General features: G+C 63.3%; 22 protein-coding genes. 15 read left to right on the top strand and 7 right to left on the bottom strand.

Features of this window, described 5'->3' with window-relative positions; all coding sequences use genetic code 11:
- Positions 1–20: 20 nt before the first annotated feature.
- From VWZ87_RS12715 to gatC, 4 genes are read right to left on the bottom strand one after another with little or no spacing between them, the layout of a single operon-like run.
- Positions 21–731 (bottom strand): N-acetylmuramoyl-L-alanine amidase, encoded by a 711-nt coding sequence (locus VWZ87_RS12715; RefSeq protein WP_416535093.1) that lies wholly within the window; start codon positions 729–731, stop codon positions 21–23.
- A gap of 15 nt (positions 732–746) precedes the next feature.
- A complete protein-coding gene (locus VWZ87_RS12710) occupies positions 747–1,520 on the bottom strand; it encodes a hypothetical protein (protein ID WP_416535092.1) in 774 nt (257 codons plus the stop codon).
- A 39-nt stretch (positions 1,521–1,559) separates the two neighbouring features.
- The gene (gene gatA / locus VWZ87_RS12705; protein ID WP_416535091.1) at positions 1,560–3,047 is read right to left on the bottom strand and encodes an Asp-tRNA(Asn)/Glu-tRNA(Gln) amidotransferase subunit GatA; all 1,488 of its coding nucleotides are present in this window, start codon (positions 3,045–3,047) and stop codon (positions 1,560–1,562) included.
- 3 nt (positions 3,048–3,050) lie between these two features.
- Positions 3,051–3,338: an Asp-tRNA(Asn)/Glu-tRNA(Gln) amidotransferase subunit GatC gene (gatC, locus tag VWZ87_RS12700; RefSeq protein ID WP_008561736.1), complete on the bottom strand. Its 288-nt coding sequence runs from the start codon at positions 3,336–3,338 to the stop codon at positions 3,051–3,053.
- Between the two features lie 193 nt (positions 3,339–3,531).
- Between gatC and VWZ87_RS12695 the strand changes: the two genes are divergently transcribed.
- Entirely contained in the window at positions 3,532–4,224 is a 693-nt protein-coding gene (locus tag VWZ87_RS12695; protein ID WP_416535090.1) for a metal-dependent hydrolase, read from the top strand.
- Between the two features lie 147 nt (positions 4,225–4,371).
- Here VWZ87_RS12695 and VWZ87_RS12690 read toward each other — a convergent pair whose 3' ends face one another.
- A complete protein-coding gene (locus VWZ87_RS12690; protein ID WP_416535089.1) occupies positions 4,372–4,995 on the bottom strand; it encodes a DNA-3-methyladenine glycosylase I in 624 nt (207 codons plus the stop codon).
- A gap of 86 nt (positions 4,996–5,081) precedes the next feature.
- Positions 5,082–5,543, bottom strand: coding sequence for a nucleoside deaminase (locus VWZ87_RS12685; RefSeq protein WP_340546073.1), 462 nt, complete (start codon positions 5,541–5,543; stop codon positions 5,082–5,084).
- 62 nt (positions 5,544–5,605) lie between these two features.
- Between VWZ87_RS12685 and VWZ87_RS12680 the strand changes: the two genes are divergently transcribed.
- The 9 genes from VWZ87_RS12680 to dtd all read left to right on the top strand — a co-directional run bounded on the left by VWZ87_RS12680 (position 5,606) and on the right by dtd (position 14,491).
- A complete protein-coding gene (locus tag VWZ87_RS12680) occupies positions 5,606–6,970 on the top strand; it encodes a pseudouridine synthase (protein WP_416535088.1) in 1,365 nt (454 codons plus the stop codon).
- Between the two features lie 191 nt (positions 6,971–7,161).
- Positions 7,162–8,079 carry a 5-bromo-4-chloroindolyl phosphate hydrolysis family protein gene (locus VWZ87_RS12675; RefSeq protein ID WP_416535087.1) on the top strand — a complete coding sequence of 306 codons (918 nt, stop codon included), beginning with the start codon at positions 7,162–7,164 and terminating at the stop codon, positions 8,077–8,079.
- 22 nt (positions 8,080–8,101) lie between these two features.
- Positions 8,102–9,298 (top strand): toxic anion resistance protein, encoded by a 1,197-nt coding sequence (locus VWZ87_RS12670; protein WP_416535086.1) that lies wholly within the window; start codon positions 8,102–8,104, stop codon positions 9,296–9,298.
- 86 nt (positions 9,299–9,384) lie between these two features.
- On the top strand, positions 9,385–10,269 hold the full coding sequence (locus VWZ87_RS12665; protein ID WP_416535139.1) for a DUF2927 domain-containing protein: 885 nt from the start codon (positions 9,385–9,387) through the stop codon (positions 10,267–10,269).
- A gap of 56 nt (positions 10,270–10,325) precedes the next feature.
- Positions 10,326–11,513, top strand: coding sequence for an SPFH domain-containing protein (locus tag VWZ87_RS12660; RefSeq protein WP_416535085.1), 1,188 nt, complete (start codon positions 10,326–10,328; stop codon positions 11,511–11,513).
- A gap of 87 nt (positions 11,514–11,600) precedes the next feature.
- Complete coding sequence (locus VWZ87_RS12655; protein WP_416535084.1) at positions 11,601–12,128, top strand: cytochrome b/b6 domain-containing protein; 528 nt, start codon at positions 11,601–11,603, stop codon at positions 12,126–12,128.
- Between the two features lie 11 nt (positions 12,129–12,139).
- Positions 12,140–13,294 carry a TFIIB-type zinc finger domain-containing protein gene (locus tag VWZ87_RS12650; protein WP_416535083.1) on the top strand — a complete coding sequence of 385 codons (1,155 nt, stop codon included), beginning with the start codon at positions 12,140–12,142 and terminating at the stop codon, positions 13,292–13,294.
- Positions 13,295–13,344: 50 nt separating this feature from the next.
- Positions 13,345–14,016 carry a nitroreductase gene (locus VWZ87_RS12645; protein ID WP_416535082.1) on the top strand — a complete coding sequence of 224 codons (672 nt, stop codon included), beginning with the start codon at positions 13,345–13,347 and terminating at the stop codon, positions 14,014–14,016.
- A gap of 28 nt (positions 14,017–14,044) precedes the next feature.
- Complete coding sequence (gene dtd, locus VWZ87_RS12640; RefSeq protein ID WP_416535081.1) at positions 14,045–14,491, top strand: D-aminoacyl-tRNA deacylase; 447 nt, start codon at positions 14,045–14,047, stop codon at positions 14,489–14,491.
- Positions 14,492–14,652: 161 nt separating this feature from the next.
- On the opposite strand, the gene VWZ87_RS12635 is transcribed toward dtd, so the two are convergent.
- Entirely contained in the window at positions 14,653–14,799 is a 147-nt protein-coding gene (locus tag VWZ87_RS12635; protein WP_340546082.1) for a hypothetical protein, read from the bottom strand.
- Between the two features lie 168 nt (positions 14,800–14,967).
- Between VWZ87_RS12635 and VWZ87_RS12630 the strand changes: the two genes are divergently transcribed.
- The 5 genes from VWZ87_RS12630 to VWZ87_RS12610 all read left to right on the top strand — a co-directional run bounded on the left by VWZ87_RS12630 (position 14,968) and on the right by VWZ87_RS12610 (position 20,931).
- Positions 14,968–16,554: an ABC transporter substrate-binding protein gene (locus tag VWZ87_RS12630; RefSeq protein WP_061048721.1), complete on the top strand. Its 1,587-nt coding sequence runs from the start codon at positions 14,968–14,970 to the stop codon at positions 16,552–16,554.
- Positions 16,555–16,568: 14 nt separating this feature from the next.
- Complete coding sequence (locus VWZ87_RS12625) at positions 16,569–17,525, top strand: ABC transporter permease (protein ID WP_416535138.1); 957 nt, start codon at positions 16,569–16,571, stop codon at positions 17,523–17,525.
- Positions 17,522–18,337 (top strand): ABC transporter permease, encoded by an 816-nt coding sequence (locus VWZ87_RS12620; protein ID WP_340546085.1) that lies wholly within the window; start codon positions 17,522–17,524, stop codon positions 18,335–18,337. The genes VWZ87_RS12625 and VWZ87_RS12620 overlap by 4 nt, the downstream gene beginning before the upstream one ends.
- Complete coding sequence (locus VWZ87_RS12615; RefSeq protein WP_340546086.1) at positions 18,334–19,971, top strand: ABC transporter ATP-binding protein; 1,638 nt, start codon at positions 18,334–18,336, stop codon at positions 19,969–19,971. Before VWZ87_RS12620 ends, VWZ87_RS12615 begins: the two co-directional genes overlap by 4 nt.
- A 123-nt stretch (positions 19,972–20,094) precedes the next feature.
- Positions 20,095–20,931: an alkaline phosphatase family protein gene (locus VWZ87_RS12610; RefSeq protein WP_416535080.1), complete on the top strand. Its 837-nt coding sequence runs from the start codon at positions 20,095–20,097 to the stop codon at positions 20,929–20,931.
- Positions 20,932–20,958 lie beyond the last annotated feature (27 nt).

Here is a 20,958-nt window from a genome sequence, read left to right as displayed (position 1 = left end):
AGCGCGAGGCAGAGCCTCGCTCAGGCCTCTGCCCGGGACGCATCGGTCAGCAGCGGCAGGACGTCCCTGTCGGTCAAGGGACCGGTCTGCCATGGCCGGAATCTGAGGCGCACCGCCTGCAGCAGGGTGGCGTCATCCACATCCGCCGTAAAGCCACGCCGCCGCGCCAGAGCGCGAAAGCGGTCCATCCCGACGTCGGTCTCTGGCCACGCCGCAGCCCCCGGCGCGGCGCTGGCCAGCCCCTGTCTGGCCAGCCGCGCCCAGTCAAAGCGGGCGCCCGGGTCACATTTGCGCCCTGGCGCCATGCAGGAATGCCCGATCACACCGGAGGCCGGGATCCGCCAGCGCAACAGCACGGCCCGCAGCAGCTCCTCCAGCCGGTTCATCTGGGCTGCAGAAAACGGATGATCGCCCCGGTTGTCCAATTCGATCCCGATCGAGCGGGAGTTGATATCCTTCTGCCCGCACCATTCCCCGGCGCCGGCATGCCAGGCGCGGTCGGCCTCCCTGACCATCTGCCACAGCCGTCCGTCAGCGGCGATCAGGTAATGGGCCGACACCTCGTACTGCGGGTCGCAGAGCCGCTCCAATGCGGCCTCGGCACTGTCCATCGCGGTGTAATGCAGCACAACCAGATGCGGCGTCAGATCATGGCGGCGCGCATTGAAATTGGGACTGGGGTGCCAGATGGCATCCGTCCCGGTGTCAGCAGAGGTCGGCGGAGGTGTCATGAGGCGCCAGCCGCCTCAGTTCTGCACCGCAAGTCGATAGGGCGCCGGATCCCAGCCGCAGGCGTAGCCGTCCCCATCGGGATCAAGCGCCTGGCGGTCACGTTTCGGGCCGCCCGCTTCGAGAAAGGCAATCTGGGCCAGTTCCGGCGAGGCAAATCCGGCGCAGTTGCGCGAGGAGCGGGCCGCCAGGTTGAAGCCGGAGCGTGAATAGATCCGCTGCCCACGCGGGTTGGAGGTGCTGAGCGCATAGCGCACGATATTGGGATCGCGGTCGCCGCTGCGTTCGGGCACTGCGGTGGGGCTGACCACCTGATACTGGGCGCGCTGACGGGCAAGACGCTCGGCATCGCTTTCGATGCTTTGGCGCGAGGCGACCGCATCGAAATCATTCTCGTCGGAGATCCGCGGATTGCCCGCAAGGGCCGGTGCCGGGTTTGACGGGCTGGCCTCGATCGGTGCGGTGCCCGAGTTGCCGCGTGCAGCCGCGAGGGCCGCGGCGGTTTCGCGGGCAATATCGTCGCTGCTGCCGGTCGCGGGTGCGAGGGATCCGGCGCTACCGCCTGCGGCTGCGACGCGGGGGGCGGGCTGCGCGCTGCCCGGCAAGCTCTCGGTTGCGACGCGGACCGGCGGCACCAGCGGATCGCCATTAATCGTGGTGCCTGTCGCCGGTGCCCGGTCAAAGGGGCTGGAGCCAAATCCGGCCTCTGGGCCACTTTCAGGCACCGGAGGCTGGCACGCGGCCAGCAGCACAAGACTGCTGGTCGCCAAGATGGGCCGGAATAGACGCATGATCACCACCTGTTGGTTCTGCTCAGATCAGGACAGGGTTTACCACCATTGGGCCGGCTTGGCCACAAAACCGGCGGCCCCTTCCAGCGCATAGGCCGTATTCAGCAGATCGCCCTCTTCCCAGGGGCGGCCAATCAGCTGAAGCCCCAGCGGCAGGCCCTGCGCATCAACACCGGCCGGAACCGAAATGCCGGGGAGGCCGGCGAGGTTCACGGTGACGGTAAAGACGTCATTGAGATACATCTGCACCGGATCCGCGTCGATCATTTCGCCGAGGCCAAAGGCGGCCGAAGGTGTCGCCGGGGTCAGGATCGCGTCAATGCCCTGGGCAAAGACGTCTTCGAAGTCTTTCTTGATCAGGGTGCGGACCTTGCGGGCGCGGTTGTAATAGGCGTCGTAGAAACCGGCCGAGAGAACATAGGTCCCCACCATAACGCGGCGCTGTACCTCATGGCCGAAGCCTGCGGCGCGGGTTTTTTCGTACATTTCGGTAATGCCATCGCCCGCCTCCAGCGCCGCGCGCTGGCCATAGCGCACACCGTCATAGCGCGCGAGGTTGGAGGAGGCCTCGGCCGGGGCGATCACGTAATAGGCAGGCAGGGCGTATTTGGTGTGCGGCAGGGAGATATCGACGATCTCCGCCCCGGCGGCACGCAGCATCTCGGCGCCTTCGGACCAGAGCTTCTCGATTTCGCCGGGCATTCCATCCATGCGGTATTCACGCGGGATACCGATCTTCTTGCCCTTGATATCGCCGGTCAGCATCGCCTCGAAGTTCGGCACCGCCAGATCGGCGCTGGTGCTGTCCTTGGGGTCATGGCCGCACATCGCCTCAAGCATCATTGCCGCATCGCGCACCGATTTGGTCATCGGGCCCGCCTGATCCAGGGAGGAGGCAAAGGCCACAACGCCCCAGCGCGAGCAGCGCCCATAGGTGGGCTTGATGCCAGTGATCCCGGTAAAGGCGGCCGGCTGGCGAATCGAGCCGCCAGTGTCGGTGCCGGTGGCCGCTAGGCACAGATCCGCAGCCACGGCCGCTGCGGAGCCGCCGGAGGAGCCGCCCGGTGTCAGCTCGGCAGTATCATTGCCGCGCCGCCAGGGGCTGACCGCGTTACCATAGACGGAGGTTTCATTGGACGAGCCCATGGCGAATTCGTCCATGTTCAGCTTGCCCAGCATGACAGCGCCGGCATCCTGCAGCTGCTGCGATACGGTGGATTCATATTCGGGCTTGAAACCTTCCAGAATGCCGGAGGCGGCCTGGCTGGCGACACCTTTGGTGCAGAACAGATCCTTGATGCCGATCGGCAGGCCGCACATGGCGGGCGCATCGCCTGCCTTGATCCGTGCATCTGCTGCCTTGGCGCGCTCCAGCGCGATTTCGGGTGTCTTGTGCACAAACGCGTTCAGCGCATCTGCGGCCTCGATGGCCTTGAGGCAGGCCTTGGTCAGCTCGACAGAGGTGGTCTCGCCCTTGCGCAATGCGTCACGGGCTTCGGACAGGGTGAGTTTATTGAGTTCGGTCATGTCTTATTCAACCACCTTGGGCACTGCAAAAAACCCTTCGCGGGCATCGGGGGCATTGGCCAGGATCTTGTCCTGCTGATTGCCATCGGTCACCTCGTCGACGCGGCGTTTCAGGCGCTGCGGCGTCACCGACGTCATCGGTTCGACGCCCTCAACATCCACCTCGTTCAGCTGCTCGATAAAGCCGAGGATGGTGTTGAACTCATCCGCCAGTGCTGGCAGCGCGTCCTCTTCGACCTTGATACGGGCCAGTTTGGCCACTTTTGCGGCGGTGCTTTGGTCAATCGACATGGAAACCCTCATCTCGTGTTAGGACGCATTTACCGCCGCACCGCCGCCGCCGCAAGCCTGTGGCGGCGCGAAACCCCGGTGAAATCGGCGTGACGGAGCGCGGGCGAGTGGATTTTTGCACCAAGCGCGATAGGCTTAGGCCAAGACGATGCGCCAGCGGGGCCGATCGTAACAGTATTGAGGGAGACAGAACATGAAGATCATCTGGTTGGGCCATGGCAGTTTTCGCATCGAGACCGCAGGGCAGGTTCTGCTGGTCGACCCCTGGCTCACCGGCAATCCCATGCTCGCCGAGGACCAGCATGACGCCGCGATCACCGGCGCCACCCATATCATTCTGACCCATGCGCATTTCGACCATGTGATCGACGTGCTGGCGCTGGCGCGACGCCTGGATGTGCCGATTGTGGGGCAATATGACCTGATGGGCATCTGGGGCGAGACCGAGGAGGTCACCACCATCGGCTTCAACAAAGGCGGAACCGTCAATCTGGACGGGCCGCAACTGGCGATGGTGCCTGCCTCGCACAGCTCGACCTTTGCCACCCAGGACGGGCTGCGCACCGCGGGCAGCGAAGTCGGCTACATGCTGATGAGTGAAAACAAGACGCTCTATATCTCGGGCGATACCGGGTTGATGGCCGATATGGACTGGATGGGGGATTACTACAAACCCGACATCGGCATCCTGAGCGCGGGCGGGCATTTCACCATGGATATGGCGCAGGCGGCCTATGCGGCGACACGGTATTTCAACTTCAAGACCGTGATCCCCTGCCACTACCGCACGTTCCCGATCCTTGAGCAGAGCGCCGAGAAACTGGCCGAGGCGCTGCCGGATGTGACGGTGATCGAGCCGCAGGTTCTGGACGTAATCGACGTCTAGCCGACAGGCTCCCGCCCGGACCCCGGTCTGCGGTGCAGATCCGGTCCCGTTGGGCATGGCGCCGCCCCGGCCGGGGCGGCGCGGGCACGCGCGAAAGCCTGGTAGCGCGCTGACCTCAAAAGCGCGAAGATCACGCGTGCGGCCTTATCACTCGCCGCCGGATAAGGCCGGGGATTGAAAGCTGGCGCGCGCCCTGGCCGCCTGCGCGCGGCAGATGCAATGCTCCGCGTGATCATTGACCAGCCCCATCGCCTGCATGAAGGCAAAACAGGTGGTGGGGCCGACAAATTTCCAGCCCCGTTTCTTCAGCTCTTTTGACAGCGCGATGGACTGCGGCGTGATAGAGGCCGTCTGCGGCGGCACCTGCGCATCGGGACCGGGTTCAAACCGCCAGAAAAACGCCGCCAGCGAGCCCTCCTGCCTGACCAGCTCCTGCGCGCGCCGGGCATTGTTGATCACCGCCTCGACCTTGCCGCGATGGCGGACAATGCCTGCATCCTGCAACAGGCGCTCCACATCTGCCGGGCCAAATTCCGCCACGCGGTCCCAGTCAAAACCATGGAAGGCTGCGCGGAAGTTCTCGCGCTTGGCCAGAATGGTCCGCCAGCTCAGGCCGGATTGAAAGCTCTCCAGACAGATCTTTTCAAACAGGCGGCGATCATCTGCCACCGGATAACCCCATTCCTGATCGTGATAGGCCAGAAACTCGGGCGCGGATCCAGCCCAGCCACAGCGCAGCTGCCCGTCATCTGCCAGATATTCCTTGCTCATCACTCGCCCCCCCCCATTTCGGCAGTGCAGGCCGCTCATATGCTGGCCCGCCGCGCCGACACGCTACGGGCAGGAAATCAGCGCGGTCAACCGTCCCCGGCGCGACGCGCCGCAAAGAACTCCTTCAGCAGGGTTTCGGCCGGCTCTGCGCTAATGCCATCGTAAACCTCGGGCGCGTGATGAGCCTGCGGGTGCGAGAACACGCAGGCACCATGGGCGACGCCACCGGATTTCGGATCGGACGCCCCGTAGTAAACACGCCCGATGCGGGCGGCAGCAATCGCCGCCGCGCACATCGCGCAGGGTTCCAGCGTCACGTAAAGGTCGTGACCGGTCAACCGCTCGGAACCGGCGGCGGCGCAGGCCGCACGGATCACCAGCACCTCGGCATGGGCGGTGGGGTCGTTCAGTTCGCGGGTGCGATTGCCCGCCTGTGCCACGACACGGCCATCCGGCGCGATCAGCACGGCGCCCACCGGCACCTCGCCGCGCGCGGCGGCTGCGCGCGCCTCGGCAAGGGCAATATCCATATGAGAACGAAACGGCATAGCTCTCCCTGCCCCAGAATGGGAGCTTTCGCAACCGCGCGGAATGATCTATGGCCTCAGGTATGAGCAAAACACCATCCTCCCCCAAGGGCCAGCGCCCCGCAGCGGCGAAACCAGCCCGCGCCAGCAAGAAACCGACCGCCCCCTCCGCAACCGGCGAGAGCCCGGACGGCGACCGCATCGCAAAGGTGCTGTCGCGCGCCGGTGTTGCATCGCGGCGCGAGGCCGAAAAGATGATCGCCGAAGGGCGTATCGCCGTGAACGGCAAGGTCATCGACAGCCCGGCGCTGAATGTGGTGTTGGGCAAGGACCGGATCGTGGTGGATGGCATGCCGATGCAGGATCCGGAGCCGCCGCGCCTGTGGATGTATCACAAACCAGCGGGGCTGGTGACCACCACCAGCGACGAGCTGGACCGCCGGACCATCTTTGATGAGCTGCCCGAGGACATGCCCCGTGTGATGACGGTCGGCAGGCTTGACCTCAACTCCGAGGGGCTGCTGCTGCTGACCAATGACGGCGGCATCAAGCGGCAGCTGGAGCTGCCGTCGACCGGCTGGCTGCGCCGCTACCGGGTGCGGATCAACGGCCGACCGAAGGACAGCGATTTTGAACCGCTGCGTCAGGGGCTCGTGATCGAGGGAGAGAGATTTCAGCCGATGACGGTCGCGCTGGATCGTCAGCAGGGCGCAAACGCCTGGCTGACCATTGGCCTGCGCGAAGGCAAGAACCGGGAGATCCGCCGCGCCATTGAGGATATCGGGTTTACCGTGAACCGCCTGCTGCGCCTGTCGTATGGGCCGTTCCAGCTGGGCAATCTGAAGCCAGGCGAAGTCGAGGAGCTGCGTCCGCGTGTGGTGCGCGATCAGCTGGGTCTGACCGGTCCCGAGACCGAGGAAGACGACAAGCCCAAGCGCCCAGGCCGCCCGGTACGACAGCGCCCCGGTGCCGCGAAACCGGCGGGCAAGCCAGCGACGAAAGCCGGCGCAAGACCAGCGACAAAACCAGGCGGCAAGCCCGTCGGAAAACCTGCCGGAAACCCGGCGGGCCGTTCATTTGCAGGCTCGGACCGCTCTGGCGACAAATCCGCAGAGCGTTCAGGCGCCCGGCCCGCCGGCCGGTCCGGTCCTGGCGGCGCGTCCGGCGGCAAATTTTCAGGCAAGGGCAAACCCGCTGACCGGTTCGCCGGAAAGCCCGGCGGAAAACCGGCGGGTCGCAGCACGGAGACGCCGGGCGGCAGACCGGCTGGCAAGCCGACTGGCAAGCAAGCTGGCAAGCAAGCTGGCAAACCGACCGGAAAACCGATGGGCAAGCCGACAGGCAAACCGACCGGAAAATTCGGCGGTAAACCCGCAGGCGGCGGAGCTGGCCGTGATGCGGGTCGCAGTTCAGCCCCACGCGGTGGCGGCAAACCGCCCCGACGCTGAGCCACCGCCAAAGACGGCCCTGCGGCGAAGGCCTGAGACTTCCCCCTAGCAAGATGGCGCTGCATATCCTAAGTTTCCAATTGCTTGGAGCGCTCATCTCGGGGGAATAAACGTGCAGAAACTCGCCTTTGTGGCCTTGCTGATCCTGATGATCGGTCTGGCAACCGGCTGGCTGGTCGGAGGCTGATGGCATGGCGCGGCGTTTTGGCGGCAAATACAGTCCCGACGAACACGAGCGGAAAGCCGCCGATGAACCGGCGTCGATCGGCGCGGGCTCCAGTTCTGGCAGCTATCGCAATGCCCGCGTCGATCCGGTCGGAGCACGCGCCAATCTGATGGCGCTGCCTTCCGGTCTGGTCGCGCTGATGTCCGTTTTTTCGGGGGCTGCCGGTCTCGCCTTTGGGCTGCTTGCGGCCGCGACATGGGCCGGATCGGCCTATCTGCTGCGCGACGGGCTGAGGGCCGAGGCCGCTTATGACGATCGCAAGGTCGCCCGTCGCCCTGCCCTGCCCCGCAAGATCCTCGCCGCGCTGCTCTGCGGTGTCGGCGCGCTGTTTGCCGCCTGGCGGCAGGACCCCGGCGCGCTGACGGCGCTGATCTATGCCGCAGCGGCGAGCGGCCTGCATCTGGCGGCCTTTGGGCTTGATCCCCTGCGCGACAAGGGCGCCGAGGGCATCGACGATTTCCAGCGCGACCGGGTCGCCCGTGTCGTCGAAGAGGCGGAAACCTATCTCTCGGCCATGAAGGATGCCGCTCTGCGCGCCCGTGACCGCGAGGTCGAACAGCGGGTTGAGGCCTTTCAGGAGGTGGCGCGCGATCTCTTCCGCACCGTTGAGGAAGACCCCCGCGACCTGACCGGCGCGCGGCGCTATCTGACCGTCTATCTGATGGGCGCGCGCGACGCCACGATCAAGTTTGCCGATATCTATACGCGCAGTGGCGACCCCCGGTCGCGCGAGGATTATCTGGCGCTGCTGCGCGACCTTGAGGAAAACTTTGCCGCCCGCACCCGCAAGATGCTGCTGGAGGACCGCACCGATCTGACCGTTGAAATCGACGTGCTGCGGGACCGTTTGCAGCGCGAGGGCGTTCACCTGGACCCCCGCTGACACAGCCATAAGGAACTTCGACATGTCCAAGACGACCCAGACGAAAGCCGCCCAGGAGGCTCAGCTGATCTCCGAAATCACCGCGATCGCACTGCCGGAGCCGACGGCCGAAATCCAGTCGCTGGATCAGGCCGACGCCGCCACCAGTGCAGACATCCAGTCGCGCATGGCGCAGATCGACATGTCCGACAGCAACTCGATCATCAACTTCGGCTCCGGTGCGCAGGCTGAATTGCAACAGATCAGCCAGGCCATGCTGACCGATGTGCGCAACAAGGATGTTGGTCCTGCCGGCGATTCGCTGCGCAATATCGTCACCACGATCCGGGGCTTTTCGGTGTCCGAACTGGATGTGCGCCGCAAGCGCAGTTTCTGGGAGCGGCTGCTGGGTCGCGCTGCGCCCTTTGCGAAGTTCACCGCGCGGTTTGAGGATGTGCAGGGCCAGATCGACCGCATCACCGACAATCTGCTTGGCCATGAGCATCAGCTGCTAAAGGATATCAAGTCGCTGGATCTGCTCTATGCCAAGACGCTGAGCTTCTATGACGAACTGGCGCTCTATATTGCAGCAGGTGAGGCCAAGCTGGCCGAACTGGACAGCAAGGAAATCCCGGCGCTGGAGGCGGCAGTGGCCGCCGCACCGGAGGCCGATCAGGTGATGCGCGCGCAGGAGCTGCGTGACATGCGCGCGGCCCGCGACGATCTGGAACGTCGGGTGCATGATCTGAAGCTCACGCGCCAGGTGACGATGCAGTCGCTGCCGTCGATCCGGCTGGTGCAGGAGAATGACAAATCGCTGGTGACCAAGATCAATTCGACGCTGGTCAATACCGTGCCGCTCTGGGAGACCCAGCTGGCACAGGCTGTTACCATCCAGCGCTCCGCCGAGGCGGCGGCGGCGGTGCGCGATGCCAATGACCTCACCAATGAGCTGCTGACCTCCAACGCGGCCAATCTGCGCGAAAGCAACAAGATGATCCGACAGGAGATGGAGCGCGGTGTCTTTGATATCGAAGCGGTGAAACAGGCAAATGCGGATCTGATCGGCACCATTCAGGAAAGCCTTCAGATCGCCGATGAGGGCAAGGCCAAGCGCGCCGCCGCCGAGGCGGAGCTGAAGAAGATGGAAGCGGAGCTGCGTGACACGCTGGCCTCGGCAAAGGCGCGGCGCGACGGGGTCGGCGATACCGCCGCCACGGCGGTTCCCGGCACCGCATGACCGCAGCCGCGCCGATATCGCAGCGCGCCCGAAGGCGACGGCTGGTGCCGATGCTTGTCGGCGCGCTGGCCGGGACTGCGTTCCTGATGGGATGCGATCCCCTCGCTCAGCGCACCTCGCTGGTGCCGCCGACACGCCCGGCCAATCTCGCCCCGCAGCCCAAGCCGCCCTCCGCAGAGAGCCAGCGGCTGGCCCGCTACTATGGCGCCCTCCAGCAGGACCTGCTGACACGCGGGCTGCTGCGGACCGATGGGGGCGGGCCGGAGACGCCCTATGACGCCGATGATCTGCGCCGGAATTTTGAGCAGATCGCCTTTTACGACGAATATGTCAGCAGCAATCTGCGCACCTCCGGCGCGCTTGGGCGCTGGGACGGGCCGGTGCGTCTGCGGGCCGATTTTGGCCCCTCGGTCAGCGCAGAACAGCAGCAGAAGGATCGCGCCACCCTTGATGCCTATGCCGCCCGTCTGGCCCGGATCACCGGCCATCCGATCAGCACCACCACCAGCCGTGCGCGCGCCAATTTCAACGTGATTTTTGCAGGCGCCGACGACAGCGCCTATGTCGCCGGCCGCGTGCGGGAGATCCTGCCGTCGATCAGCGACGCCGACCTAGAGGTTTTTGCCAACCCGCCGCAGAGCTACTATTGTCTGGTGCGCGCCGGGGGGCTGCAGGCGGATCCATCGTCCTATATGCGCGGGGTCGCGCTTATCCGCGCCGAGCACCCGGATCTGGCGCGGCGCAGCTGTATCCACGAGGAAGTTGCCCAGGGCCTTGGCCTGCGCAACGACAGCCCGCAGGCGCGCCCCTCGATCTTCAACGATGACGACGAATTTGCGCTGCTGACCAGCCAGGATGAGAAACTCCTGAAAATCCTGTACGATCCGCGCCTGCGCACCGGCATGTCCGCCGATGAGGCGCGGCCCATCGTGCAAGCCATCGCATATGATATCATGGGAGAGCCGCAGTAGCGGCTCCGCATTTGCCGACCCCGATGCCCCGGCATCGCCGAAAGAGGATGAAGACAATGGGTATTTTCGACTTTCTCAAGGGAGAGTTCATCGACGTCATCCACTGGACCGACGACACCAATGACACGCTGGTCTGGCGGTTCGAGCGCGAAGGCCACGCGATCAAATACGGCGCCAAGCTGACGGTGCGCGAAGGTCAGGCGGCGGTTTTTGTGCATGAAGGTCAGCTGGCCGATATCTTCACCCCCGGTCTCTACATGCTGGAGACCAACAACATGCCGATCATGACCACCCTGCAACATTGGGATCACGGCTTTCAGTCGCCGTTCAAATCCGAGATCTACTTTGTCGACACCACCCGGTTCAATGATCTGAAGTGGGGCACCAAGAACCCGATCATGGCGCGCGACCCGGAGTTCGGGCCGGTCCGTCTGCGCGCCTTTGGCACCTATAGCATCCGGGTGGTGGACCCGGCCCGGTTCCTGAGCGAGATCGTCGGCACCGATGGTGAGTTCACCATGGATGAAATCTCCTTCCAGATCCGCAATATCATCGTCCAGCAGGTGAGCCGGGTGCTGGCAGGCTCCGGCATTCCGGTTCTGGATATGGCTGCAAATACCGCCGATCTGGGCAAGCTGGTGGCGGCTGAGATTTCCGCCACGGTGGCCGAATACGGCATCGCGATCCCCGAGCTCTATATCGAGAATATCTCGCTGCCCGCCGCGGTCGAACAGGCGCTGGACAAGCGCACCCAGATGGGAATCGTCGGTGATCTTGGCCGTTACACGCAGTTCTCCGCCGCCGAGGCGATGACCGCCGCCGCCCAGGCGCCCAATAGTGGCATGGGGGCCGGAATGGGCATGGGGATGGGCATGGCAATGGCCCAGCAGATGGCGCAGATGGCGCAGCCGGGTGCCGCCGCTCATGCAGCGGGTCAGACCAGCGGTCCCTGGGGCGCGCGGCCCGCACCCGCTGCGCCGCAGGCCGCCGCGCCGGTGGCGCCGCCGCCTCCACCGGTGGAACATGTCTGGCACATCGCCGAGAACGGTCAGACCACCGGCCCCTATTCCAAGGCCCGACTGGGGCGAATGGCACAGGAGGGCGGATTGCGCCGGGACAGCCTGGTCTGGACACCCGGTCAGGACGGCTGGAAGGCGGCAGGCGATGTCATCGAACTGGCGCAGCTGTTCACCATCATGCCACCGCCGCCTCCGCCACCGCCGCCCGCACCGCCGGCTGGCTGACATCACACAATCCCGAGGGCGCTGCGATCACCGGCGCCCTTTCTCAGGACAGACCGCAGCCCTTATGCCACGAAGGACCTTCTGCATATGACCCGACGCAGCGCGCTCAAATGGCTCCACTGGCTGAGCCTTGGATTGATCCTCTATTTCTTTCTCGTGGAACCGGAGGAGAACCGCGCCGATCCGGGGCTGGCGCTGGCCACCCACGCGGGCGTTGGCCTGCTCCTTGCCGTGGTCGTGCTGATCTGGACGCTTGTCTATCTGCGCAAAGGGCTGGCCGGGCGCGCCGGTCCCAAGCTGCCGGGCTGGGCCAGACGGTTCCACGGTTTGAACCACCGTGTCTTGCAAATCGGCCTGCCGGTCATGGTCGCAACCGGGGCGCTGGCCGGGGTGCTGGCTCCCTTTGCGATCCGCGCTTTTGGGGTGTTGCCGATCAATCCTGCCGCAGGCAGCCGCACCCTGCATGAGCTGGCTGAAGAGCTGCATGAACTTGCCTTTGATGCGCTGTTCATTGTCATCGTCCTGCATGGGCTGTTCCATCTGTGGCGCCATTTCCTGTTGAAGGACAACGCCCTGCGCATCATGGTGCCGAAACTGCTGCATAGATATCTTTGAGGCTTCCCCACGTGACCCAGCCCCCACCGCCGCCGCCCTCCGGCCTGTCGCCTGCCGAGAGCTCCGCCAGCGCCGAGACGCAGGCACCGCTTGAGGAACATCGGTTCCCCTGCGAGCAATGCGGCGCGGATTATCGCTATGATCCTGAAAACGGCACGCTGACCTGCGATCATTGCGGCCACCGGGAAGCGATCCGATCCGGCCCGTGGCGGGGTGGCAGCCTGCGGGAGCTGGATTTCGAGACGGCGCTCTCCTCGGGGCTGGCCGAGGCCGACATGGAAGAAACCCGCGTGTTGCGCTGTCCGAACTGCGCCGCGCAGGTGGAATTTGACCAAAAGGACCATGCGGGGGAATGTCCGTTCTGCGCCACGCCGATGGTCACAGACACCGGGATCCACCGTCATATCAAGCCCAAGGGCGTGCTGCCCTTCGCCTTTGATGAGCGCAGCGCCCATCAGGCGATGTCGGGCTGGCTGGGCCAGCTGTGGTTTGCGCCGAGCGGCCTGCAACAATATGCCCGCAAAGGCCGACGCATGGACGGCATCTATGTCCCCTACTGGACCTTCGACGCCGACACCCGCTCGCAGTATCGCGGCCAGCGCGGCACCGTCTATTATGTCACCGAAACCGTGATGGTCGACGGCAAGCGCCAGTCGCGGCAGGTGCCGAAGATACGCTGGCGGCCGGTCTCGGGGCGGGTGCAGCGGTTCTTTGACGATGTGCTGGTGCTCGCCTCCAAGAGCCTGCCGAAAAAGAACACCGATGCGCTGGAGCCCTGGGACCTGTCGGCGCTGGAGCCTTACCAGCCGCAGTATCTGGCCGGGTTCCGGGCCGAGGCCTATGCGGTGGAACTGGCCGATGGCTACGGCGAGGCGACTGCGCGGATGCGCCGGGTCATCGAACGCGACGTGCGTTTTGACATTGGCGGGGATCGGCAACGGATCGAACATATCGACAGCGATTTTTCCGATATCACCTTCAAACATGTGCTGCTGCCGGTCTGGCTGGCCGCTTATAAATATCGGGGCAAGACTTATCGTTTTGTGGTCAACGGGCAATCCGGTCGGGTACAGGGAGAACGCCCCTATTCGGTATGGAAAATTGCCGCCGCCGTTGCTCTGGCACTGCTGATCGGCGCTGCTGTGGCCTATTTCGGATCACGCTGACATTCCGCGCCGAGACCACGAGCCCCCCGAAGCCGACATAAGGATCCGCCATGACCACCCTTCCTGCGCTTGATGCGCTGTTCAGCCGCCGTCACAGCTGTCGCGGCTTTCGCCCCGATCCGGTACCCCGTGCGATTATCGAGGATATCCTGCGTTGCGCCCAGAAAGTGCCCTCCTGGTGCAATGCCCAGCCCTGGCAGGTGACACTGTTCAGCGGCGCGGCGACGGATGCGCTGCGGGTGGCCCTGGCGGAGGCGGTCGCAAAGGATTCTGTTGCCCCCGACCTCCCCTTTCCCGAGCGTTACAGTGGCGATTATAAGGCGCGGCGACAGGCCTGCGGCTGGGCGCTTTATGAGGCGGTTGGTGTTGAACGCGGCGATCGCGCCGGCTCTCACCGGCAGATGATGCGCAACTTTACGCTTTTTGACGCCCCCCATTGCGCGATCCTGACCAGCCCCAAGGAGCTTGGCCCCTATGGTGCGCTGGATTGCGGTGGCTTTGTCACCGGGTTCACGCTGGCCGCAACCGCAGCGGGCGTTGCCAGCATCGCGCAGGCCGCTGTTGCCACCTATGCGCCGATGCTGCATCAGCTCTGCGACATACCGGAGGATCGAAATATCCTTTGTGCGCTGTCTTTCGGCTATGCCGATCCCGACCACCCGGCCAACCAGTTCCGCACTGAACGCGCTGAACTGCACGACTTCACCACCTGGCGCGACTGACGCCGCATATCACTGAGTAGGATAATCCATGCGTGCCCTGATCCAGCGAGTGTCCGAGGCGTCTGTCACCGTCGACGGCGATATCATCGGTGAAATCGGTGAAGGCCTGCTGATCCTGATCTGCGCGATGGCGGGGGACAGCGCGGCCGAAGCGGATCAGATGGCGGCCAAGATCAGCAAGCTGCGGATTTTCCGCGATGAGGCGGGCAAGATGAACCGCTCGGTAAAGGATATCGGCGGCGGCGCGCTGGTTGTCAGCCAGTTTACACTGGCCGCCGATACCCGCCGTGGCAACCGGCCCGGCTTCTCCAATGCCGCCGCGCCGGATCTGGGCCGCGCGCTTTACACCCGGTTTGCCGATCAGCTGGCGGCGCTTGAGGTGCCTGTGGCGCGCGGGTCCTTTGGGGCCGATATGCAGGTTGCGCTGATCAACTCCGGTCCGGTGACCATCTGGATGGACAGCGCGGACTGGTGAACTGCGCTTTTCTGCGGGCGGATTGCGGTTAGGTTGCGGATGTCGTTTTCCGTCATGTCCTGACGCGCCCATTGGTGCCAAAGCAAGCATCCGAAATCGCGAAAATGCGCCAGATCGGCCATCGCGCCCGCAGCTGCGGCCTGTCGCAAAACCGGCTCGGATCACCCGTTTTGGCCGAAAATCAGGCGGGGTCCACCATCCATTGGCGAAATACGGGGTGCGGCGGCGATAATAATTGGCATCGCGAGTGCATTGGTTTTTTCCACATATTGTCCCACCAGCCATTCACTTCTTACCAAATACGACATACCAGTTCCAAAAGACGACGGGATCACCGTCTCTTTATGCCTTCGCCATCCCCGCCTGCGCCAGAAAGCACGCTAATAAGGGTTGCGAGGTCGCAGCAAATGCGCAAACCTTGAATGACAATTCAAGAAATGACGTGTTCAGCGTCTAGATACGACAGGGAGTCCGCAATGAAAGACCAGATTGATTTCATGACGCAAAGCGTCACCTCCGGGAAAATGACCCGGCGTGAATTCATGGGCAAAACCGCCGCACTCGGCATCAGCGCCGCAGTAGCAGGCAGCCTGTTTGCCCGCGCCGTCGAGGCCGCAGGCCCGGTCAAAGGGGGCACGCTGAAGCTCGGCTCCATCGGCGGCGGCAGCACCGACTCGCTCGATCCCGCCGTGGCCGCAAGCCAGGTGCCCTACCACAATCTTTATCAGTTCGGTGAAACGCTGGTGAACGTGACGCCCGAAGGCGGCATCGAAAACCGTCTCGCCGAAAGCGTCGAAGCCAGTGCAGACGCCAAGACCTGGACCTTCAAGATCCGCAAGGGCGTTGAATTCCACAACGGCAAGGCGGTGACGGCCGAGGACGTGATGCGCACCATGGAGCGCCACTCCAACGAGGACAGTAAATCGGGTGCGCTCGGCATTATGCGCGGCATCGAAAGCATGAAGGCCGATGGCGACAACTTCGTCGTCTCGCTGACCACGCCGAACGCCGACCTGCCCTATCTGATGGCCGATTATCACCTGATGATCCAGCCTGATGGCGGCTTTGACAACCCGGCAGCGGGCATCGGTTCCGGTGCCTATATGCTGGTCGCCGATGAGCCGGGCGTGCGCCATATGTGGAAGAAAAACCCCAACTACTGGGATGACACCCGCGGCCATGTCGATGAAGTCGAAATCGTGGTAATCAACGACGCCACCGCCCGTATGGCGGCGCTGCAATCGGGTCAGGTGCATATCGCCAACCGTGTTGAGCCGAAGGTTGCAGGTCTCCTCGACCGTGCACCGAACCTGACCGTGCGCAACGCAGCCGGTCCGGGCCACTATGTGTTCATCATGCATTGCGACACCGCGCCGTTTGACAACAACGAGCTGCGCCTGGCGCTTAAATATGCCATCAACCGTGAGGAAATGGTCGATAAGGTTCTGCGCGGTTATGGCTCCGTCGGTAACGACATGCCGATCAACTCCGCCTATCCGCTGTTTGATGACAGCATCCCGCAGCGCCCGTTTGATCCGGCCAAAGCGGCAGAGCACTACAAGAAATCCGGCCATGATGGCAGCCCGATCACCCTGCGGGTGTCGGATGTTGCCTTCCCGGGTGCATTGGATGCAGCCCAGCTGTTCCAGCAGTCGGCCAATGCCGCCGGTATCCCGCTGGAACTGAAGCGCGAGCCCGGTGATGGTTACTGGTCCGAAGTCTGGAACGCCCAGCCGTTCTGTGCCTCCTACTGGGGTGGCCGTCCGGTGCAGGATCAGATGTATTCGACCGCGTATCTGTCGACCGCAGACTGGAACGACACCCGCTTCAAGCGCGAAGACTTTGACCAGCTGTTGTTTGCCGCCCGCGGCGAGCTGGACGAAGCCAAGCGCAAGGCGCTCTACAGCCAGATGGGCATGATGGTGCGGGACGAAGGCGGTCTGATCTGCCCGATGTTCAACGACTTCATCGAAGCGACCAGCAGCAAGGTTCAGGGTTGGGTGGTGGATTCCACCGGCGACACTATGGCCGGCAAATGGTCGCATAAGTGCTGGTTGGCCTGATAGAGGTCCATGCCATGCACCCCGTCGTGAAACTTGTGTCCCAGCGCCTCGCGCTGGGACTAATTCTCTTGATCGCCGCATCCGTGCTCATCTTCATGGGCACCTTGATCCTGCCCGGCGATGTGGCGCAGTCCATTCTGGGTCAGTCGGCCACGCCAGAGGCTCTTGCCAACCTGCGCGAGGAACTGGGGCTGAATGAACCGGCTGTTCTGCGCTATTTCGACTGGCTGTTCGGCGCCCTGCAAGGTGATCTGGGCACCGCCCTGACCAATGGTCAGGACATTGCAACCAGCATTGGCCGCCGTCTTGGCAACACGCTGTTCCTGGCGTTCTGGGCTGCCGTGATCTCGGTTCCCTTGGCGATCTTCCTGGGCCTTCTGGCGGTACGTTACCGCGACCGCTGGCCTGACAAACTGATCTCGGCCGTGACATTGGCCTCGATCTCGATCCCGGAATTCCTGATTGGCTATCTGCTGATCTATTTCGTTGCGGTGCAGATGGGCTGGTTCAGCTCTGTCGCAATGATCAATGAATCCATGAGCCTGCTGGAAAAACTGAACGCCATTGCCCTGCCCGTCGCGGTGCTGACACTGGTGGTTCTGGCGCATATGATGCGCATGACGCGGGCGGCGATCCTCAATGTGATGCAATCGGCCTATATCGAGACGGCGGAGCTGAAGGGGCTGAGCACCTTCAACGTGATTGCCCGTCACGCCTTTCCCAATGCCATCGCACCGATCGTCAATGTGGTGATGCTGAACCTCGCCTATCTGGTGGTTGGTGTCGTGGTGATCGAGGTGGTTTTTGTCTACCCGGGCATGGGCCAGTATCTGGTCGACCACGTGTCCAAGCGTGACGTCCCGGTGGTGCAGGCCTGCGGTCTGATCTTTGCCGCCGTCTACATCGTGCTGAACATGATTGCCGACATCGTGGCGATCCTGTCGAACCCGCGTCTGAGGCATCCGAAATGAAGAATATCCCTATCTCTGCAATGATCGGGCTGTTCTTCACGGCCCTCTACTTCCTGATGGCGATCTTTGCACCGCTGCTGGCCCCCTATGGGATGGCTGAAATTGTCGGTGACGTCTGGGAGCCGCGCTCGGCTGAGCATCTCCTTGGCACCGACAATATCGGTCGTGATCTTCTCAGCCGGATGATCTATGGCGGACGCACCACCATCTTCATCGCCACTGCGGCCACCATCCTGTCCTTTGTCACCGGATCGGTGCTGGGCTTCTTTGCCGCCGTTGCCGGTGGCTGGGTGGATCAGGTGATGTCGCGGCTGGTCGATCTGGTGATGTCGATCCCGACGCTGATCTTTGCCCTTGTGGTGCTGTCGGTGATGCCGGTGACCGTACCGGTTCTGATCGTGGTCATGGGTCTGCTGGACTCCACCCGCGTCTATCGTCTTGCCCGTGCGGTTGCGGTGGATATCGAGGTGATGGACTACGTCGAAGCCGCGCGTCTGCGCGGTGAGAAAACCGCCTGGATCATCTTCCGCGAAATCCTGCCCAACGCGCTGTCACCGCTGGTGGCCGAAATGGGCCTGCGGTTCATCTTCATGGTGCTGTTTGTCTCGACGCTCTCTTTCCTCGGCCTTGGCGTGCAACCGCCAGAAGCCGACTGGGGCGGGATCGTGAAAGAAAACAAGGAAGGCATCGTCTATGGCATTCCAGCGGCACTGCTGCCTGCCATCGCCATCGCCACCCTTGCGATCTCGGTCAACCTTGTCGCGGACTGGGTCCTGAACCGCACAACCTCGCTGAAAGGAGGCCGCGGATGAGCGAACCTCTTATGAAAGTGCGCAATCTCAAGATCGGCGCAACTGTCTACCCGCCGGGGGAAAAGCCCCATGACATCGAAATCGTGCATGGTGTCAGCTTTGATCTGCAACCGGGCAAGGTGCTGGGGCTGATCGGCGAATCCGGCGCCGGAAAATCCACCATCGGTCTGGCCTCCATGGCCTATGGCCGGGGCGGTGTGAAGATCACCGGCGGCGAGGTCTGGGTGAATGGCCGCGATATCCTGCAATCCAAACTGCGCGATATCCGTCGCCTGCGCGGCGGCGAGGTCACCTATGTCTCGCAATCGGCGGCGGCCTCGTTCAACCCGGCCAAGAAAATCATGGAACAGGTGATCGAAGCGGCGGTTGAGCAGGGCAAATTCTCCAAGAAAGAGGCCGAAGCCCGCGCCCGCGCGCTTTTTGCCAAGCTGGGTCTGCCCGATCCAGACAATATCGGCGAGCGGTATCCGCATCAGGTCTCCGGCGGTCAGCTGCAACGCTGCATGACGGCGCTGGCGCTCTGCCCGGAGCCGGATCTGGTGGTCTTTGACGAGCCGACAACGGCGCTGGATGTGACGACCCAGATCGAGGTGCTGATGGCGATCAAGGAAGCCATCCGCGACACGGGTGTGGCTGCACTCTATATCACCCACGACCTTGCGGTGGTGGCACAGGTGAGCGACGACATCATGGTGCTGCGCCACGGCAATATGGTGGAATACGGCCCCGTCGATCAGATCATCAACGCCCCGCAGGAGGAGTACACACAGGCGCTGGTCTCGGTGCGTTCCATCACGCATGAGGAAAAGGCCCCGACCTCGGAGCCGGTGCTGAGCGTGCGCAATATCACCGCGCGCTACCAGGGCACCAAATTCGATGTGCTGCATAATGTGAACGTCGACCTGCACCCCGGTCAGACGCTGGCCGTGGTCGGAGAATCCGGCTCTGGTAAATCGACACTGGCACGGGTGATCACCGGGCTATTGCCACCGCGCGAGGGTGATATCGAGTTTGCCGGGCGTCGGCTGTCCTCCGATCTGGCGGGACGCACCCGCGAGGATCTGCGCGAATTGCAGATGATCTATCAGATGGCGGATGTGGCGATGAATCCGCGCCAGACCGTCGGTACGATCATCGGCCGTCCGCTAGAGTTCTACTTTGGCATGAAGGGCGCGGAGAAGCGCAAACGGATCATCGAACTGCTGGATGAGATCGAGCTGGGCGAAAGCTTCATCGACCGTTACCCGGCGGAGCTGTCGGGCGGACAGAAACAGCGGGTGTGTATTGCACGTGCGCTGGCGGCGAAGCCCAAGATGATCATCTGCGACGAGGTCACCTCGGCGCTGGACCCACTGGTGGCCGATGGCATTCTGAAGCTGTTGCTGGAACTGCAAAAGATCGAGAATGTCGCCTATCTGTTCATCACCCACGATCTCGCCACGGTGCGGGCGATTTCGGATAATATCGCGGTGATGTATCAGGGCCGCGTCCAGCGCTATGGCGGCAAGACCGAAGTGCTGTCGCCCCCCTTTGACGATTACACCGATCTGCTGCTCAGCTCGGTGCCGGAAATGCGGCTCGGGTGGCTGGAAGAGGTCATCGCCAACCGCAAGATGGAAAGTGCGGGCAACTAGCAGCCCAGCACCTGATATCCCCCCGTCGCAGGCACCTGCGGCGGGACGCACTCAAAGGCGGCCGCAGGAACACTCCTCACGGCCGCCTTTTTAACTCACCTTTACAAGACCTTGGGTTCTGCGATGGACAACAAACTTCTCCTTATCATCTTGGACGGGGTGCCGTGGCGCAACTTCCGTCGGCTGTTTGGCAATCTGGAAGGCTGGGTCGACAGCGGCGAAGCGCGGGTCTGGAAACACCGGTCGGTGCTGCCCTCGATCTCCGCCAGCTGCTATGCCTCGATCCACACAGGTGTTGCCCCCGCCGAACATGGCTGCACCGGCAATGGCAATGTCTTCCGCTTGGGCCACAAGGATGTGTTCAGCCAGGTTCGCGAGGGCGGCGGCGTAACCGGTGCGGTGGCGCATAGTTTCTGGTCCTCCTTCTTCAACCGCCACCCCTATGACCCCGTGCGCGACGTTGAATATGACGAACCGGACAGCGCCACGATCAATCACGGGCGGTTCCATTCGATGACCGGCTACGGGCTGGACAACCAGATGACCCCGTCGGACGTCGATCTGTTTGGCACGCTGACAAACCTCTGCCTGCGGTTCGGGCTGAACTACGGAATGCTGCACACCTGCACGCTGGACAGCATGGGGCACCGGTTTTTCCACGATTGCCAGCAAATGGACCACGCCTGTTTCGTCATGGATGAGATGCTGGCGCCGTTTATCTTCAAATGGCGCGAAATGGGCTATGAGATCATCGTCACCGCCGATCACGGGCAGGATGATCGCGGCCACCATGGCGGGCGCAGCGCCCTGCAACAGGAAACCGCGCTGTATTATTTCGGCCCGGCCGAAGGCCCGGCGGAAGATGTGGTGATCGACCAGCGCCAGCTGGCGCCTACCATCCTCAGCCGCCTTGGTGCGCCCATCGCCGACACGATGAAGGCAAAATCTTTCCTCAGCTGAGGATCCATGGCAGGCTTATCGGACCGT

The sequence above is a fragment of the Phaeobacter sp. JH20_37 genome (assembly GCF_048056015.1).
In the GTDB taxonomy this organism is placed as follows: Bacteria; Pseudomonadota; Alphaproteobacteria; order Rhodobacterales; family Rhodobacteraceae; genus Phaeobacter; species Phaeobacter bryozoorum.
The sequence above is the reverse complement of the archived record's forward strand: the minus strand, read 5'-3'. Positions and strand labels throughout refer to the sequence as shown.